Annotated in this window: 13 protein-coding genes and 2 pseudogenes; 12 read left to right on the top strand and 3 right to left on the bottom strand. The window is 62.5% G+C overall.

The features are described 5' to 3' along the window. Positions 1-121: 121 nt before the first annotated feature. From F7Q96_RS18415 to F7Q96_RS18405, 3 genes are read left to right on the top strand one after another with little or no spacing between them, the layout of a single operon-like run. Positions 122-1,936 (top strand): glycoside hydrolase family 15 protein, encoded by a 1,815-nt coding sequence (locus F7Q96_RS18415; protein ID WP_053821782.1) that lies wholly within the window; start codon positions 122-124, stop codon positions 1,934-1,936. Then, complete coding sequence (locus F7Q96_RS18410; protein WP_053821783.1) at positions 1,937-2,932, top strand: SDR family oxidoreductase; 996 nt, start codon at positions 1,937-1,939, stop codon at positions 2,930-2,932. Between the two features lie 21 nt (positions 2,933-2,953). Then, the gene (locus F7Q96_RS18405; protein ID WP_144425791.1) at positions 2,954-3,928 is read left to right on the top strand and encodes an NAD-dependent epimerase/dehydratase family protein; all 975 of its coding nucleotides are present in this window, start codon (positions 2,954-2,956) and stop codon (positions 3,926-3,928) included. Here the strand turns inward: F7Q96_RS18405 and F7Q96_RS18400 are convergent. Together F7Q96_RS18400 and F7Q96_RS18395 are read right to left on the bottom strand one after the other, a co-directional pair. Next, positions 3,905-6,871: a Tn3 family transposase gene (locus F7Q96_RS18400; protein ID WP_053821785.1), complete on the bottom strand. Its 2,967-nt coding sequence runs from the start codon at positions 6,869-6,871 to the stop codon at positions 3,905-3,907. The two genes, F7Q96_RS18405 and F7Q96_RS18400, sit on opposite strands and share 24 nt — an antisense overlap. Positions 6,872-6,873: 2 nt before the next feature. Further along, the gene (locus F7Q96_RS18395; protein WP_053821786.1) at positions 6,874-7,434 is read right to left on the bottom strand and encodes a recombinase family protein; all 561 of its coding nucleotides are present in this window, start codon (positions 7,432-7,434) and stop codon (positions 6,874-6,876) included. A gap of 239 nt (positions 7,435-7,673) precedes the next feature. Here F7Q96_RS18395 and F7Q96_RS18390 point away from each other — a divergent pair, with 239 nt between their 5' ends. From F7Q96_RS18390 to F7Q96_RS18375, 4 genes and pseudogenes are all read left to right on the top strand, one after another. Next, on the top strand, positions 7,674-8,216 hold the full coding sequence (locus F7Q96_RS18390) for a Chromate resistance protein ChrB (protein WP_053821787.1): 543 nt from the start codon (positions 7,674-7,676) through the stop codon (positions 8,214-8,216). Positions 8,217-8,234: 18 nt separating this feature from the next. Then, positions 8,235-9,878: a phosphoethanolamine--lipid A transferase MCR-5.1 gene (locus F7Q96_RS18385; protein ID WP_053821788.1), complete on the top strand. Its 1,644-nt coding sequence runs from the start codon at positions 8,235-8,237 to the stop codon at positions 9,876-9,878. Continuing rightward, complete coding sequence (locus F7Q96_RS18380) at positions 9,875-11,110, top strand: MFS transporter (RefSeq protein WP_170265907.1); 1,236 nt, start codon at positions 9,875-9,877, stop codon at positions 11,108-11,110. The genes F7Q96_RS18385 and F7Q96_RS18380 overlap by 4 nt, the downstream gene beginning before the upstream one ends. A 102-nt stretch (positions 11,111-11,212) precedes the next feature. Then, positions 11,213-12,865: pseudogene (locus F7Q96_RS18375) on the top strand (Tn3 family transposase); the annotation flags it as partial. A 346-nt stretch (positions 12,866-13,211) separates the two neighbouring features. Here F7Q96_RS18375 and merR read toward each other — a convergent pair. Further along, positions 13,212-13,619 carry an Hg(II)-responsive transcriptional regulator gene (gene merR / locus F7Q96_RS18370; RefSeq protein WP_062799388.1) on the bottom strand — a complete coding sequence of 136 codons (408 nt, stop codon included), beginning with the start codon at positions 13,617-13,619 and terminating at the stop codon, positions 13,212-13,214. Positions 13,620-13,690: 71 nt separating this feature from the next. Between merR and merT the strand changes: the two genes are divergently transcribed. From merT to F7Q96_RS18345, 5 genes and pseudogenes are all read left to right on the top strand, one after another. Continuing rightward, a complete protein-coding gene (gene merT / locus F7Q96_RS18365; RefSeq protein WP_062799386.1) occupies positions 13,691-14,041 on the top strand; it encodes a mercuric ion transporter MerT in 351 nt (116 codons plus the stop codon). Between the two features lie 13 nt (positions 14,042-14,054). Next, positions 14,055-14,327: a mercury resistance system periplasmic binding protein MerP gene (gene merP, locus F7Q96_RS18360; protein ID WP_062799383.1), complete on the top strand. Its 273-nt coding sequence runs from the start codon at positions 14,055-14,057 to the stop codon at positions 14,325-14,327. Positions 14,328-14,355: 28 nt separating this feature from the next. Next, positions 14,356-14,775, top strand: coding sequence for an organomercurial transporter MerC (merC, locus tag F7Q96_RS18355; RefSeq protein WP_062799381.1), 420 nt, complete (start codon positions 14,356-14,358; stop codon positions 14,773-14,775). Positions 14,776-14,815: 40 nt separating this feature from the next. Continuing rightward, entirely contained in the window at positions 14,816-16,501 is a 1,686-nt protein-coding gene (merA, locus tag F7Q96_RS18350; RefSeq protein ID WP_062799379.1) for a mercury(II) reductase, read from the top strand. Beyond that, positions 16,461-16,724 (top strand): annotated as a pseudogene (locus tag F7Q96_RS18345) (DoxX family membrane protein); the annotation flags it as partial. The gene merA and the pseudogene F7Q96_RS18345, both read left to right, overlap by 41 nt. Positions 16,725-16,911 lie beyond the last annotated feature (187 nt).

The following is a 16,911-nucleotide window of genomic DNA, read 5'->3' as shown; positions in this document are numbered from 1 at the left end:
TGAGCCGTGTAACGGCAGGCATAGCGCGTTGTAGTTCTTTCCCGCGCTAGCGCCAGATGTAAGCCAGGATCCCGACCTCGGCAACGCGTGTTGCCAGCGTGGCGAGGGTCAAGGAGACGGAGTGTTCACCAACCCCAGGTATCCGCCCATTGCCGACTATGCCGTCATTGGCAACACGCATAGCGTGGCGTTGGTGAGCACGTCGGGATCCATCGACTGGTGCTGTATGCCGCACTTTGACGCCGGCGCCGTATTTTGCAGATTGCTCGATGCTAACCGAGGAGGCTACTTTCAAATCCGGCCGACGGGTCGTGCGATCAGTTCGCGCTATTACCGGGTCCCAGGGGGCGTACTGGAAACCATGTTTGAAGCCAGCGGCGGGATCCTTCGCCTGACCGACTTCATGCATAGCGAGCGTCTCGCACGCAGTCGGCTGGACCATGACTCACCCGAGTGCCATCGGCTGTTGCGGCGCATTGAGGCGACCGTTGGCGAGGTGAGGGTGGAACTAGTGTTCAGTCCGAGCTTTGACTATGCGCGCAAGCCCCACCAATGGGAAGTCGGTTCGCATGGCGTGACCGCTGTATGCGAACACCAACGTCTCAGCCTGGTATGTTCGCCGCCGCTGCCGCTGGCGACCGAAGCGCACCGCGCCAAAGGCGTGGCCATCGTGCGGCCCGGCGCGCCGCTGTGGGCGATTGCGTCCTTCCAACAAGACGGGCCGGACCGGCCTGTGCACGACCCCCAGGCGGTCCTTGATGAGACCCTACGACATTGGGGCGAGTGGCAGCAGCAATGCACCTATCGCGGTCCCTTCGAACGAGAAGTGCGCACCAGCGCCTGTGTTCTCAAGTTGCTGACGTTTGGCCCGACCGGAGCACTGGTGGCGGCGCCAACCACCTCGCTGCCGGAGTGGATCGGTAGCAGCCGCAATTGGGACTATCGGTTTTGTTGGCTGCGCGACTCGGCCATGGTGCTGCGCGCGTTGATGGCGCTGGGCCATCACGAGGCCGCAATGGACTTCTTTCGTTGGATCGAGCGATTTTGCGATCTCAAACGACTGCAGATCATGTACCGGATCGATGGCAGCCCGAACCTGCCTGAGCAGGAGCTTCGCCATCTTGACGGGTACCGTGCGTCCCGTCCGGTGCGTATCGGCAATGCGGCGGCGGAACAGGTGCAACTGGATGTCTATGGGCATGTCCTCGACGCGGCCTGGGTGTGCCAACAGGGCATGCCAATGACACTGTCCGCCCCAATGCGGCGCGTGCTCGCCCGGCTAGCCGACGCCGCCGCGGCGCGCTGGCGTGAGCCGGACCAAGGATTCTGGGAAACGCGCGGGGTGCCCCAGCATTTCGTATCATCCAAGCTGATGTGCTGGGTCGCGTTGGACCGTGCCATTGCGCTGGCACAGGCTGGGCAACTCGACGGAAACGTTGCTGTCTGGAAGCTCGAACGGGACGCGCTGCGTCGCGTCATCGAGGGGCAGGGGTTTCACCACGGGACTGGCGCGTTCACGCAAAGTTTCGGATCGCCAGCTTTGGATGCGAGCGCGCTACTGATCCCGCTGACCGGCTTTCTCCCCCCAACTGACGCGCGCGTGAAAGCAACCGTGGCCCGCATTCAGCGGGATCTCACCAAGGATTCGCTGGTCTATCGGTACCGCATCCACGATGGCGTGCCAGGAGAAGAGGCGACCCTCGCCATCTGCAGCTTCTGGCTGGTACAAGTCCTGGCCCGACAAGGCCGGGCCAAGGAGGCGATCAAACTCTTTCGGCACATCTGCTCGTTTGCCAGCGATCTCGGCTTATTCGCGGAAGAGATCGACCCGGATAGCAAGGCGCTGCTGGGCAACTATCCGCAAGGCTATACCCATCTGGCACTGATCCAGGCTGCGCTGGACATTCAGCAAGCGCAGCAACGCGGGGAGGCCTGAATGCATCCGCCCAACGTTGTTGTCGTCACCGGTGGCACCGCAGGCGTGGGGCTCGCTGCCGTGCGGGCCTTTGCGCAGCGCGGGGACTGGATCGCAATCCTGGCAAGAGAGCCGGATCGCCTGGCCCGGGTCTGTAGCGAATTGCGCGACCTGGGGATCCTGGCGCTGGGCATCCCCGTCGATGTCGCCGATGCCCAGCAGGTGGAGGCAGCAGCGTCGCGCATTGAGCTCGAACTGGGACTGATCACGATTTGGGTGAACAATGTCTCGACGACCGTGTTTGCGCCGGTCGCCGAAACAACGGCGGCCGAGTATCGCCGCGTCACGGAAGTGGTCTATCTGGGCGCGGTGCATGGCACGTTGGCCGCGCTGAAACGCATGTCGGCGCGCAATCATGGCTGTATTGTGCAGACCGGCTCGGCGCTGGCCTATCGGTCCATCCCGCTACAGTCAGCATACTGTGGGGCGAAGGCGGCGATCCGTGGCTTTACCGATTCCCTGCGTTCGGAACTCGTTCACGATCATTCGTCGGTGAGACTGACGATGGTGCATTTATCGGCGTTCAATACGCCGCAATTCGATTGGTGCCGCAGCAAGTTGCCACGCCGTGCCCAACCAGTGCCGCCAATATTCCAGCCGGAAATCGCCGGCGAGGCCATTGTCTGGGCAGCCACGCACGGCCCTCGCGAGGTATGGGTGGGCTGGCCAGCCGCCAAAACCATTCTGTCCAGTCGATTTTTCCCAGGCCTGGGTGATCGTGTGGCGGCCAGACAGGCCTATGAGGCACAGCAGACCCAGGAACCCGCCCACCCCGATCGGGCCGATAACCTGTTTGTACCGGTCGTGGGCTTGTTTGCAGCACATGGCCGCTTTGACAATCAAGCGAAGTCAACCAGTGCGCAGTGGTGGATCTGCGTGCATCGCTGGCAAGTGTCCGCAGCGATCGGTGTGGCCGCCGTGGCTGGCCTGCTCGGTCTCTTCATGATAGTCAGATAACACCCCGGCAAGGAGTCGGCGTTGGCACATAGCACGGACACGATTTTGGTAGTGGGGGCAGGATCGCTGCTCGGCCGCGCCGTAGTGGCGCGCCTGTTGCAGCAATACCGTGTGGTCGCGCTCGATGGCGAAGACCTTGCCGCAGCGTTCCCCAGTGCGCTAGCGCTTCGCATCGACGCGACACGTGAAAAAGATATGGCGCAGGCATTCGATGCGGTGATAGCCGGTCACGGCGAGCTTATAACGTCGGTCGTCTATGTGGTCAGCGAGATGGAAGACGCGCCCAATGCGGACGGCAGCGTGCAGCGGATCGCGGCGGAACTCGACCTTGTCGGCAACCTGCAACGCATCATTGTTGAATTGCTGCGGTGCGCGGTGGGTCAATTCGTGCTGGCCGGCACCTTGCTAGTCCATGCCCCGTCGCAACCCGGCAATCCGATCAATGAAGCCTCGCCCATCGATCCCAAATCGCCATTGCGGGCGATGATGATCAGGGCGGAGCACCTGCTCCAGCACGAACTCGGCGCCGTACCGCGGTTGATGCTGCGGCTCGCGCCGCTCTACGACGATCTCGGTCATAACGCTTTCCTGGTGCAGCAGATCGCGGCAAGCTACGAGTCCAGCCTTGTCGCCCGGGCCGACGCACATCCGGACACCGCCCATGTGTTCCTGCACGTCGATGACGCGGCAGCGGCGGTCGCGCACGCTGTCGCAGCGCGCGGCCAGTTGCCTTGCAAGTTGTCGTTAGTGCTTGCCGAGGAGGAGGCAGTGACACCAAGGCAACTGCGGGCAGCAATTTTGCACGCACTGGATGGCCCGGGCGAAGCGATGCGGCCGCAGGCCGGCGTCGGGGCGCGCCTTTACTCACGCTGCCAGCATGCGCGAAATGTCGGTGACGCCTCTGACCCGGAACTGCGATGCCTGGCAAGCGATCATTATGGGGTCGTCTCAGAAAACGGAAAAAATCGTACGCTAAGACCCGGAGAGCGGACGTAGCGGCCTGAACTTCCCCGCGCCGATCTTGGCGCTGCTACGCCAGAGGTAATCGCCGGTCAGGTTGATGTGTTCCCAGCCGAGTGGCGACAGGTACTGCAACAGGCCGTCATCGACGGCTTGACCGTGGCCGCGCAGGGCGTTCGCCGCCCGCTCCAGATAGACCGTGTTCCACAATACGATGGCCGCCGTTACTAGGTTGAGGCCGCTGGCCCGGTAGCGCTGCTGCTCGAAACTGCGGTCGCGGATTTCGCCCAGGCGGTTGAAGAACACGGCACGGGCCAGCGCGTTGCGGGCTTCGCCCTTGTTCAACCCGGCATGCACGCGGCGACGCAGTTCCACGCTTTGTAGCCAGTCCAGAATGAACAGCGTGCGCTCGATGCGTCCCAGCTCGCGCAAGGCGACGGCCAAGCCGTTCTGGCGCGGATAGCTGCCGAGCTTGCGCAACATCAGCGAGGCCGTCACCGTGCCCTGCTTGATCGAGGTAGCCAGCCGCAGGATTTCTTCCCAATGGGCGCGGACGTGCTTGATGTTGAGCGTGCCGCCGATCATCGGCTTCAGCGCGTCATAGGCGGCTTCGCCCTTCGGAATGTAGAGCTTGGTGTCGCCCAGGTCGCGGATGCGCGGCGCGAAGCGGAAGCCCAAGAGGTGCATCAGGGCGAAGACGTGATCGGTGAAGCCCGCCGTATCGGTGTAGTGTTCCTCGATACGCAGGTCGGATTCGTGGTACAGCAGGCCGTCGAGCACATAGGTCGAGTCGCGCACGCCGACGTTGACCACCTTGGTGTGAAACGGCGCGTACTGGTCGGAGATGTGGGTGTAGAAAGTCCGCCCAGGGCTGCTGCCGTACTTCGGGTTGATATGCCCGGTGCTCTCGGCCTTGCTCCCGGTTCGGAAGTTCTGGCCGTCCGATGATGATGTAGTGCCGTCACCCCAATGCCCAGCGAAGGGATGCCGTAATTGGGCGTTGACCAGTTCAGCCAGCGCCGTCGAGTAGGTTTCGTCGCGGGTATGCCAGGCTTGCAGCCACGCCAGCTTGGCGTAGGTCGTGCCGGGACAGGACTCGGCCATCTTGGTCAGGCCAAGGTTGATTGCATCGGCAAGGATGGTGGTCAACAGCAGATTCTTGTCCTTGGCCAAGTCGCCGGATTTCAGGTGCGTGAAGTGCCGGGTGAAGCCCGTCCATTCATCGACTTCAAGCAGCAGTTCGGTGATCTTGACGTGCGGCAGGATCATCGCTGTCTGGTCAATCAGTGCCTGCGCGGTGTCGGGCACTGCCGCATCCAGCGGCGTGATCTTCAGGCCCGACTCGGTGATGATGGCATCCGGCAGGTCGTTGGCTGCCGCCATGCGGTTGACCGTGGCAAGCTGTGTTTCCAGTAACGTCAGCCGCTCATTCAGGTACTGGTCGCAATCGGTAGCCACGGCCAGCGGCAATTCGCTGGCCAGCTTGAGGCTGGCGAACTTCGCGGGCGGCACTAGGTAGTCCTCGAAGTCCTTGAACTGGCGCGACCCCTGTACCCAGATGTCGCCCGAGCGCAGCGAGTTCTTGAGTTCTGACAGTGCGCACAGCTCGTAGTAGCGCCGGTCGATACTGGCGTCGGCCATCACCAACTTCTGCCAGCGCGGCTTGATGAAGCCGGTCGGCGCATCAGCGGGCACCTTGCGAGCGTTATCGCTGTTCATGCCGCGCAGCACGTCGATGGCATCGAGCACGTCCTTGGCGGCGGGCGCGGCCCGCAGCTTGAGCACGGCAAGGAATTCTGGCGCGTAGCGGCGCAACGTGGCGTAGCTCTCGCCGATGCGGTGCAGGAAATCGAAGTCCTCGGGCTGCGCGAGCTTCTGAGCTTCGGTGACGCTCTCGGCGAAGGCGTCCCAGGACATGACGGCCTCGATGGCGGCGAACGGATCGCGGCCAGCTTGCTTGGCCTCGATCAGCGCCTGACCGATGCGGCCGAACAATCGCACCTTGGCATTGATCGCCTTGCCGGACGCTTGGAACTGCTGCTGATGCTTGTTCTTGGCGGCGTTGAACAGCTTGCCCAGGATGCGGTCGTGCAGGTCAATGATCTCGTCGGTGACGGTGGCCATGCCCTCGATGGCGAGCGCCACCAGGGTCGCGTAACGACGCTGCGGCTCGAACTTGGCCAGGTCGGCGGGCGTCATCTGGCCACCCTCGCGGGCGATCTTGAGCAGGCGGTTCTGGTGTACTGACCGCTCGATGCCGGAAGGCAGGTCGAGCGCCTGCCACGCCTTGAGCCGCTCAATGTGTTCGAGCATGTGACGGGAGTTCGGTTTGACAGGCGACTGGCGCAGCCAGGCCAGCCAAGTCGTCTTGCCGTTGTCACGACGTTTCAGCAGATCGTCGAGGCGATGCCGGTGCCCGCTCGACAGCAGCTCGGACAGGGCTTCATAGATGCGCCGGTTGGCGCGGGTGATGGCCTCGGCGCAGACGCGCTCGACGACATCCAGCGTCGGCAAGATGATGTGCCGGTGGCGCAGCGCGTCAAGGACGCTGGCAGCCAACACGATGCCCTTATCCGTCTGCAAGGCCAGCTCGGTCGTTGCTTTGACGGCCTGGCGGTAATGGGCCAAACCGAACGGCACCATGCCCAGGTATGCCCGCAGTTCGAGCAGGTGTTCGCGCCGGGTTTCATCGCGCTCGGCGTACAGCGGCCAGCATGCGGGATCAGTGCGCAGTTGCCGTCCGATCCATTGCAGCAAGGACACAGGCACTGTGGCATCGGGAAGCAGTCCCTGACCAGGAAAGCGCAGCAAGCACAACTGCACCCCTACACCGAGCCGGTTCGCGTCGCCGCGCCGCTGGCGAATCAACGACAGGTCGGCCTCGCTGAAGGTGTAGAGCCGGATCAACTCATCTTCGGTATCGGGTAAGGCCAACAGGCTGGCCCGCTCAGCGACGGACAGGATGGAGCGGCGGGGCATGGTCAGTCGTCCGTTCTTAAGTATTGGTACAAGGTCTCGCGGCTGATGCCGAACTCGCGGGCGAGGTGGGCCTTTTTCTCGCCAGCGGCTGCACGCTGCCGCAACTCGGCCACCCTATCCGGCGAAAGCGCCTTTTTGCGGCCTCGGTACGCTCCGCGTTTCTTGGCGAGCGCGATGCCTTCACGCTGACGCTCACGGATCAAGGCGCGTTCGAACTCGGCGAATGCACCCATCACTGACAGCATAAGGTTTGCCATCGGCGAGTCTTCCCCGGTGAAGGTCAAGTGTTCCTTCGCGAACGCGATGCGCACGCCGCGCTGGGTGAGGCCCTGCACCAAGCGGCGCAGATCGTCCAGGTTGCGTGCAAGACGATCCATGCTGTGCACCACTACGGTGTCGCCCTCACGCACGAAGGCGAGCAGACGGTCCAGCTCGGGACGTTGGGTGTCCTTGCCTGACGCCTTGTCGGTGAACACCTTGTCCACCTGGACGTGTTCAAGCTGCCGTTCCGGGTTCTGATCGAAGCTGCTGACGCGGATGTAACCGATGCGTTGACCGTGCAAGGTGTTTTCCTGATTGGATGTGTCAGGAATAACTCTATGACCTTTGCCGGCTTATGTCAAACAATTGGCAAGGCGACTCTATTCTGACGCTTATGGCTTGGATGGGTTGACGCCAAGTTAGGGTATGCCTCAACCGGACGGCATTGGCCAGCGCGTAGGGTGCTTTGCTTTATGTTTCTATTGAAATGAAACGGCCGTTACGTTATAGTTGTTCACATCTAATGCATGAAGATGTTTGAATGAACGCACAAAACTGGTTATTGCTCACCTACAAGGTGCCACCCGAACCGGCCAAGAAGCGCATCGCGCTGTGGCGCAAGCTCAAAGGCATGGGCGCTGTCTATCTACAAAACGGCGTCTGCTTGCTGCCCAAGACCGACGATCACACCCGGCGACTCAAGATCATCGAGAACGAGATCAACGAAATGGCGGGCGATTCCGTCCTGCTGGAAACGGTTGCGCTTGATCGTGCTCAGGAAGACAAAGTCATTGCCCGCTTCAAGGCAGACCGCGACGAGGAATACAAAGAACTCCTTGGCAAGTGCGCCGACTTCGAGGCCGAGATCGCCCACGAAACCGAAGTTCAGCACTTCACCTACGCCGAGTTGGAAGAAAACGATGTCGATCTGAAGAAGCTCCAGTCCTGGCTGGAAAAAATCGCCAAGCTCGACTTCTACGGTGCCACGCTGGCCGCAGAGGCAGCCGAACGGCTCAAAGGCTGCGAAGCCTTGCTGGACGCCTACGCGCAACGGGTGTTCGACGCTCACGATGAAAACCGTTGAAAGAAGAGGACATATTTCATGCGGTTGTCTGCATTTATCACTTTCTTGAAAATGCGCCCGCAAGTGCGCACTGAATTTTTGACTCTGTTCATCAGCCTTGTGTTCACCCTGCTGTGCAATGGCGTGTTTTGGAATGCCCTTCTTGCTGGACGCGACTCCCTAACTTCTGGAACATGGCTAATGCTCCTTTGCACTGGGTTGCTGATCACCGGGCTGCAATGGTTGTTGCTCCTTCTGGTGGCCACGCGCTGGAGTGTCAAGCCACTACTGATTCTGCTTGCTGTCATGACGCCCGCCGCCGTTTATTTCATGCGCAACTACGGGGTTTATCTCGACAAGGCCATGCTGCGGAATCTGATGGAGACGGACGTCAGGGAAGCCAGTGAGCTGTTGCAATGGAGAATGCTGCCCTACTTGTTGGTTGCAGCCGTATCCGTGTGGTGGATTGCGAGAGTCAGGGTTTTACGAACGGGCTGGAAACAAGCGGTAATGATGCGCAGCGCTTGTCTGGCTGGCGCTCTCGCCATGATTTCCATGGGTCTGTGGCCAGTCATGGATGTGCTGATACCCACGCTTCGTGAAAACAAGCCGCTTCGCTATTTGATCACTCCTGCAAACTACGTCATCTCGGGCATTCGGGTTTTGACTGAACAGGCGTCATCGTCAGCAGACGAAGCAAGGGAAGTCGTTGCAGCCGATGCGCATCGAGGGCCTCAAGAACAAGGCCGCCGTCCTCGTGCTCTCGTACTGGTTGTCGGGGAAACCGTCAGGGCGGCTAATTGGGGGTTGAGCGGCTATGAACGACAAACCACCCCTGAGTTGGCCGCACGCGACGTGATCAATTTTTCCGATGTCACCAGTTGCGGGACGGATACGGCTACATCCCTTCCCTGCATGTTTTCCCTCAATGGTCGGCGCGACTACGACGAACGCCAGATTCGTCGGCGCGAGTCCGTGCTGCACGTTTTAAACCGTAGTGACGTCAACATTCTCTGGCGCGATAACCAGTCGGGCTGTAAAGGCGTCTGTGATGGACTGCCCTTTGAAAACCTGTCTTCGGCAGGCCATCCCACACTGTGCCATGGCGAGCGCTGCCTGGATGAAATTCTGCTCGAAGGGTTGGCCGAGAAGATAACAACAAGCCGCAGCGATATGCTGATCGTTCTGCATATGCTGGGCAATCACGGCCCAGCGTATTTCCAGCGCTATCCCGCAAGCTACCGACGCTGGTCGCCAACCTGCGACACCACCGATCTGGCCAGCTGTTCGCATGAAGCCTTGGTGAACACCTACGACAACGCCGTGCTTTACACCGATCATGTGCTTGCCCGTACCATTGACCTGCTGTCCGGCATCCGCTCACACGACACGGCGCTGCTGTACGTTTCCGATCATGGGGAATCGCTCGGCGAGAAAGGCCTGTATCTCCATGGCATACCTTACGTCATCGCGCCGGATGAGCAGATCAAGGTGCCGATGATCTGGTGGCAGTCGAGTCAGGTTTATGCCGACCAAGCCTGTATGCAAACTCATGCCTCTCGGGCACCGGTAAGTCACGATCACCTGTTTCACACCTTGCTCGGGATGTTCGACGTGAAAACCGCTGCCTACACGCCAGAGTTGGACCTTCTGGCAACATGCAGAAAAGGACAACCACAATGACGACGTCAACGGATGATCCGCCGAAACGCTGGCTCAACCGCACCGTCGCAGGTGCGGGGATCACGAGCTCATTGGGGGATTTCTGCTACGAAACCACCACGGTCATCCTGCCTGGCTTTCTGGCCGTACTCGGCATTCCCGCCGCCGTGCTTGGCCTCATCGAAGGCATTGCCGACGCCATCGCCGCATTCACCAAGATGGTGTCTGGCTACATCGCCGACAAGCTGGGACACCGCAAGCTCTTTGTGATGGTCGGCTACGGACTGACCCCGTTGGGGCAGGTGCTGATCGCGCTGGCGGCTGGCTGGCCCCTCCTGCTGCTGGGGCGCATCGTGTCCTGGTTCGGCAAAGGGCTGCGCGGCCCGCTGCGTGATGCCATCGTTATCCAGGCCGTGTCGCCGGAAACGCGTGGCCGCGCCTTCGGCTTTCACCGGGCTGCCGACACCGTGGGTGCGGTGATCGGCCCCTTGCTGGGCGTCGCGCTGCTGGGTTGGGCGCAAGGCATTCATTGGAGCGACGCGGCTGGACCCTTCCGGCTCGTATTATGGCTGTCGGTGATTCCGGGTGTCTTAGCCGTGCTGGCGTTTCTCACGCTGGTCAAAGACCCGGAGCATTCGCCCAACCCGGCCCTGAAGTTCTTCAGCTCGCTGCGTGGCCTGCCCGCCCGGTTCAAACGCTATCTCGGCGCGGTCGGCATCTTTGGCATCGGTGATTTCTCGCACAGCCTGTTGATCCTGGCGGCCACGACCTTGCTGACCCCCTCGCTGGGCGTTATCCAGGCGGCACAGGTGGCTGGCCTTCTCTATGTGTGGCGCAACCTCGTGCAGGTCGCTGTTTCCTACCCAGTGGGCGTGCTGGCGGATCGTGTCGGCCACTTGCCGGTGCTGATTGCCGGTTATGTGCTGGGCACACTGACGGCGGTGCTGACGGCGCTCGCATTCTGGCTGGGCATAGCCAGCGTGCCGCTGCTGGCCGGGGTGTTCTTCATTGCCGGTCTGTACGTGGCGGTCCAGGAAGCGCTGGAGTCCACCGTGACGGCCGAGATGGTGCAGCCGGACACGCTGGCGATGAGCTATGGCGCGCTGGGCACCGTCAATGGCGCTGCCAAGTTCATTTCCAGCGCCTCGGTCGGCGTGGTGTGGACGGCGGTCTCGCCTGTGGTCGGTTTCGGGCTGGCGGCCGTGTTGATGGCTGCCGGTACGCTGACACTGTTGCGCGTCAAGGGCAACTGAGCAATGGGCAGGCACGACCCGCGACCGTAGCGTGCCTGTCCATCACGAGTTTCTTTGCGGTGCTTAGCGTACGATTTTTTCCGTTTTCTGAGACGACCCCCACTGGTACGCACCAAGAACGGCATCGATCGTCGCTACTATGAGCTGTGCGCGCTGTCCGAACTCAGAAACCGCCTGCGCTCCGGCGACATCTGGGTCCAGGGCTCGCGCCAGTTCAAGGATTTCGATGAGTACCTGCTGCCCGCCGAGAAATTCGTCGCACTCAGACAGAGCCGCTTGCTGCCCCTGCCCATCGCCACCGATTGCGAGCGCTACTTGAGCGAGCGGCGCGGGCTGCTTGAACTGAAGCTGGCCACCGCCAACCGGTTGGCCGCCGCCAACAAGCTGCCGGACGCGATCATCACTCAGTCGGGCCTGAAGATCTCGCCGCTCGATGCGGCCGTCCCGATGGAAGCGCAGACCCTGATCGATCAGACCGCGCTCATGCTGCCGCGCGTCAAGATTACGGAACTGCTGATGGAAGTCGACGGCTGGACCGGCTTTACCCGGCATTTCACGCACCTGAAGACCAGTGAGCCTGCCGCCGACAAGACGCTGCTGCTCACGACCATTCTTGCCGACGCCATTAACCTCGGGCTAACGAAGATGGCGGAATCCTGCCCGGGCACCAGTTACGCCAAGCTCTCCTGGCTGCAGGCCTGGCATATTCGGGACGAGACCTATGCTCAGGGCCTGGCGGATCTGGTCAACGCGCAGTCCGCCCATGCGTTCGCTGCCCATTGGGGCGATGGCAGCACCTCATCGTCGGATGGCCAGCGATTCAAGGCGGGCGGCCGTGCCGAAAGCACCGGCCACGTCAACCCAAAGTATGGCTCGGAGCCCGGCCGGATGATCTACACGCACATCTCGGATCAGTACGCGCCGTATCACTCCAAGCTGGTGAACGTCGGCGTCCGTGACTCCACCTATGTGCTCGACGGCCTGCTGTACCACGAGTCGGACCTGCGGGTCCAGGAGCACTACACGGACACCAACGGCTTCACGGACCACGTCTTCGCCCTGATGCATCTGCTCGGGTTCCGGTTCTCCCCGCGCATTCGCGACCTCGCGGACTCAAGGCTGTACATCCCCGGCAATCCTGACGACTATCCGGCATTGGCCCCTATGATCGGCGGCGCGTACAAAGAGAGACTGATTCGCACGCACTGGGACGAGGTGCTGCGCCTCGCGACGTCGATCCGGCAGGGCACGGTCACCGCCTCGCTGATGCTGCGCAAGCTCGGCAGCTACCCGCGACAGAACGGACTGGCGGTCGCCCTCCGCGAGCTCGGCCGCATCGAGCGGACGATATTCACCTTGGACTGGCTGCAGGACCTGGAACTGCGTCGGCGCTCCCATGCGGGGCTCAACAAGGGGGAAGCGCGCAACGCCTTGGCACGGTCCGTGTTCTTCTACCGGCTTGGCGAGATCCGCGATCGCAACTTCGAACAGCAGCGCTACCGTGCCAGCGGACTGAACCTGGTCACCGCGGCCATCGTCCTGTGGAACACGGTCTACCTTGAACGTGCCGTGCAGGCGCTGGTGGAGCGCGGCATGCCCATCGATCCGTCCCTGTTTTCGTACCTGTCGCCGCTCGGCTGGGAACACATCAACCTGACCGGCGACTACGTGTGGCGTCAGAGCCAAAAGCTCCAAGATGGAAAATTCCGCCCGCTGCGATCGCTTCCGGAGGTGCGTTGGCCTAGCGCTGCCTGAACCCGCAATTCACCGGCGTTACGACTTCACGACCGTTCTCGGGCAGGGCCAACACCGGCATGGCACTTACACGGCGCCACATTGTCGTATCCAACCACTGGGCCGCCCCTCGTTGGCCAAGCCGAGGGCGTCGTAGAGGAATGTACGACTGGATCTTACAGCACAAGCGCGCCTTGCAAGCGCTGCGCCCGCTGGTGCCGCTTTGTCCCCCCGACGATGTCTGACTCGACTAGGTCGCTTGCCCCTCGATACGGGGCATATGAGGCTGGCTGCGCCGAAGCCGTACAAAAGAAGCCGGAACGAACTGGGGCAGCGTAGCCCGCGTCCACTACGTCCTTTGGCGCACTTATCCCGCTTGCAGCGCTGCGATCAGCGGGCAGGATACGTTACCCTGGCTGGCATGACAGGCGCCCACCAGTTCGGACAGCACGGCCTCCATGCGTCTCAGGTCGGCCAGCTTTGCGCGCACGTCATTGAGCTTGCGCTCGGCTAGGCTGCTCGCTTCCTCGCAATGGGTGCCGTCCTCCAGGCGAAGCAGTTCACCGATTTCTTCCAGACTGAATCCCAGCCGCTGCGCCGATTTCATGAAGCGCACCCGGACCACATCCGTTTCGCCATAGCGACGAATCCCGCCGGCGGGCTTATCTGGCTCTGGCAGCAGCCCCTTGCGCTGGTAGAACCGGATCGTTTCCACGTTGACACCAGCCGCCTTGGCGAAGGCGCCGATGGTCAGGCTCTCCAATCCGCTCCGCATATCGCTTGACTCCGTACATAAGTACGGAAGTAAGGTTACGCTATCCCTACCTACTAAGAAAGGAAAAACGCATGTCACGACTGCAAGCCGGGCGCCGTGCGCTCTTTGCCGGTGGCATCGCCGCAATCCTCGCCTCCACCTGCTGCTTGGGGCCGCTGCTCCTGATCGCGCTCGGTTTCAGCGGGGCCTGGATCGGGAATTTAACGGCGCTGGAGCCATATCGGCCGCTGTTTCTCGGCACCGCAGTGCTGGCTCTGTTCGTCGCCTGGCGGCGCGTTTTACGCCCGGCGCAAGTCTGCAAGCCGGGCGAGGCCTGCGCTATCCCGCGGGTACGCGCCACCTACAAGCTCATTTTCTGGGTCGTCGCCCTGCTGGTTCTGGTTGCGCTCGGCTTTCCCTACGTGATGCCATGGTTCTACTGATCAGGAGTTCGCCATGAAGAAGCTGTTTGCCGCCCTCGCTCTCGCCGCCGTTGCTCCGGCGTGGGCCGCCATGCAAGCCGTCACGCTGTCCGTGCCGGGCATGACTTGCGAAACCTGCCCGATCACGGTCAAAAAGGCGCTCTCCAAGGTCGACGGCGTGACCAAGACCGAAGTGAGCTTCGAGAAGCGCCAGGCCGTCGTCACCTTCGACGATGCCAAGACCAGCGTGCAGAAACTGACCAAGGCGACCGAGGACGCGGGCTATCCGTCCAGCGTCAAGCGGTAAGCCCCGGATCGAACATGGGAGTGACCGCATGGGACGGATCACGCGCGTGACCAACAAGGCAGGGGCGCTCGGCGGTATCGTCTCGGCGATGGGTTGCGCGAGTTGCTTTCCCGCCATCGCCGGCTTGGGCGCGGCTATTGGCCTAGGCTTCCTGAGCCAGTACGAAGGGCTGTTCATTAGCGTTCTGCTGCGGGTGTTCGCTGGTATCGCGCTACTCGCCAATGCGACTGCCTGGTTTAGCCATCGGCAGTGGCAACGGACCGCACTCGGCGTGATCGGCCCACTCCTGGTACTGACGGCGGTGTATTTGACGGTTGGCCGGCGCAGCGAGGCGCTGCTCTATGTCGGCCTGAGTTTCATGGTCGGCGTATCGATCTGGGACTTCATCTCGCCGGCAAAGCGCTGCGGGGCACCGAACGCCTGTGAACCCCCGGTCAAGCGCGGCTGACCGCATTGGCCGCTGCCGAAGTGAACATTGGAACTGTGGTATGACCCACTTGAAGATTACTGGAATGACCTGCGACTCGTGCGCCGTCCACGTCAAGGATGCCTTGGAGAAGGTGCCGGGCGTGCGGTCTGCGGTCGTGTCCTACCCGAAGGGGACGGCGCAAATCGCCGCCGAACCCGGCACGTCGCCAGATGCGCTGACTGGCGCCGTGGCCGGACTCGGCTACCGGGCCATGCTCGCCGAGGCCCCGCCGGCGGAAAAGCGCGGCAGCCTGCTCGACAAGGCGTTCGGCTGGCTGGGCCGCGGTGAGAAATCCGCAGGCGAAGGCTGCGGGCTTCGCATCGCCGTCATCGGCAGCGGCGGCGCCGCGATGGCGGCGGCCCTCAAGGCCGTCGAGCAAGGCGCCGAGGTGACCCTGATCGAGCGCGGCACCATCGGCGGCACCTGCGTCAACGTTGGCTGTGTGCCGTCCAAGATCATGATCCGCGCGGCCCACATTGCCCATCTACGCCGCGCAAGCCCGTTCGACGGGGGCATCCAGGCCACGCCACCGGCGATCCTGCGCGAGCGCCTGCTCGCCCAGCAGCAGGGGCGTGTCGATGAGCTGCGCCACGCCAAGTACGAGGGCATCCTCGCGAGCACGCCGGCCATCACGGTGCTGCGCGGCGAGGCCTGCTTCCAGAACGGACACACCTTGAGCGTGCGCCTGGCCGAAGGCGGCGAGCGCGAGGTGGCGTTTGACCGCTGCCTGATCGCTACTGGTGCCAGTCCGGCTGTGCCGCCGATCCCCGGTCTGAAGGACACCCCGTACTGGACCTCGAACGAGGCGCTGGCCAGCAACATCCTTCCTAAGCGGCTGGCCGTGATCGGCTCGTCGGTGGTGGCCGTGGAGCTGGCGCAGGCCTTCGCCCGGCTCGGCAGTCAGGTCACGATCCTGGCCCGCAGCACGCTGTTCTTCCGCGAGGATCCGGCCATCGGCGAGGCCGTCACGGCCGCCTTCCGTGTCGAGGACATCACGGTGCTGGAACACACGCAGGCCAGCCAAGTGGCCTACGCGAACGGCGAATTCGTGCTCACTACCGGGCACGGCGAAATCCGCGCCGACCAGTTGCTGATCGCCACCGGCCGCGCGCCGAACACGCGTGAGCTGGCACTGGAGGCGGCGGGGGTGACGGTCAACGCGCAGGGCGCCATCGTCATCGACAACGGCATGCGAACCACCGCGCAACACATCTACGCCGCCGGCGACTGCACCGACCAGCCGCAGTTCGTTTACGTGGCCGCGGCGGCCGGCACCCGCGCGGCGATTAATATGACCGGAGGCGATGCCGCGCTTGATCTGAGCGCCGTGCCGGCGGTCGTGTTCACCGACCCGCAGGTCGCCACCGTGGGCTACAGCGAGGCGGAAGCGCACCACGACGGCATCGAGACCGATAGCCGCCTGCTCACGCTCGACAATGTGCCGCGCGCGTTGGCCAACTTCGACACGCGCGGCTTCATCAAGCTGGTTGCCGAGGCAGGATCGGACCGCCTGATCGGCGTGCAGGCGGTGGCGCCTGAAGCGGGTGAGCTGATCCAGACGGCGGCGCTGGCGATCCGGGCGCGGATGACCGTGCAAGAGCTGGCCGACCACTTGTTCCCATACCTGACGATGGTCGAGGGGCTGAAGCTCGCGGCGCAGACCTTTGCCAAGGACGTCACGCAACTGTCTTGCTGTGCGGGTTGAGAAAAAGCCAACCGTCTGGAACTCGGCGATGGCCAAGCTGGCCAACTGGAATACCGCCCTCGAACTGTTCCGCGGGGACTACCGGGTGCCGCTGGTGCCCTCGAAGTCTGCGGCCTACCTGGCGGTGTCAATCGAGCTGACCGCCCCAGCTCTGCTGTTGCTGGGACTAGCGACCCGCGCCGTGGGGATGGTCCTGCTCGGCATGACGGCGGTGATCGGCGTCCCCTTGATTTCGGTGCAATTTACCGGGGTAGCCACCCTTAGCATTCACGCGGGTTTCCGGGCGGCGTCCGGGAAAATACCCCAGTAAATCAATAAGTTGCTGTCTACTGTCGCCAGTTGGGCGCGATTGCCTCATAGCGCACTTATTGTGTCGAAACGTTGCGTCCCGGTCTCATTGCCGATAACCT

It is taken from the genome of Cupriavidus gilardii, assembly GCF_008801915.1.
GTDB classification, from domain to species: Bacteria; Pseudomonadota; Gammaproteobacteria; order Burkholderiales; family Burkholderiaceae; genus Cupriavidus; species Cupriavidus gilardii.
The sequence above is the reverse complement of the archived record's forward strand: the minus strand, read 5'-3'. Positions and strand labels throughout refer to the sequence as shown.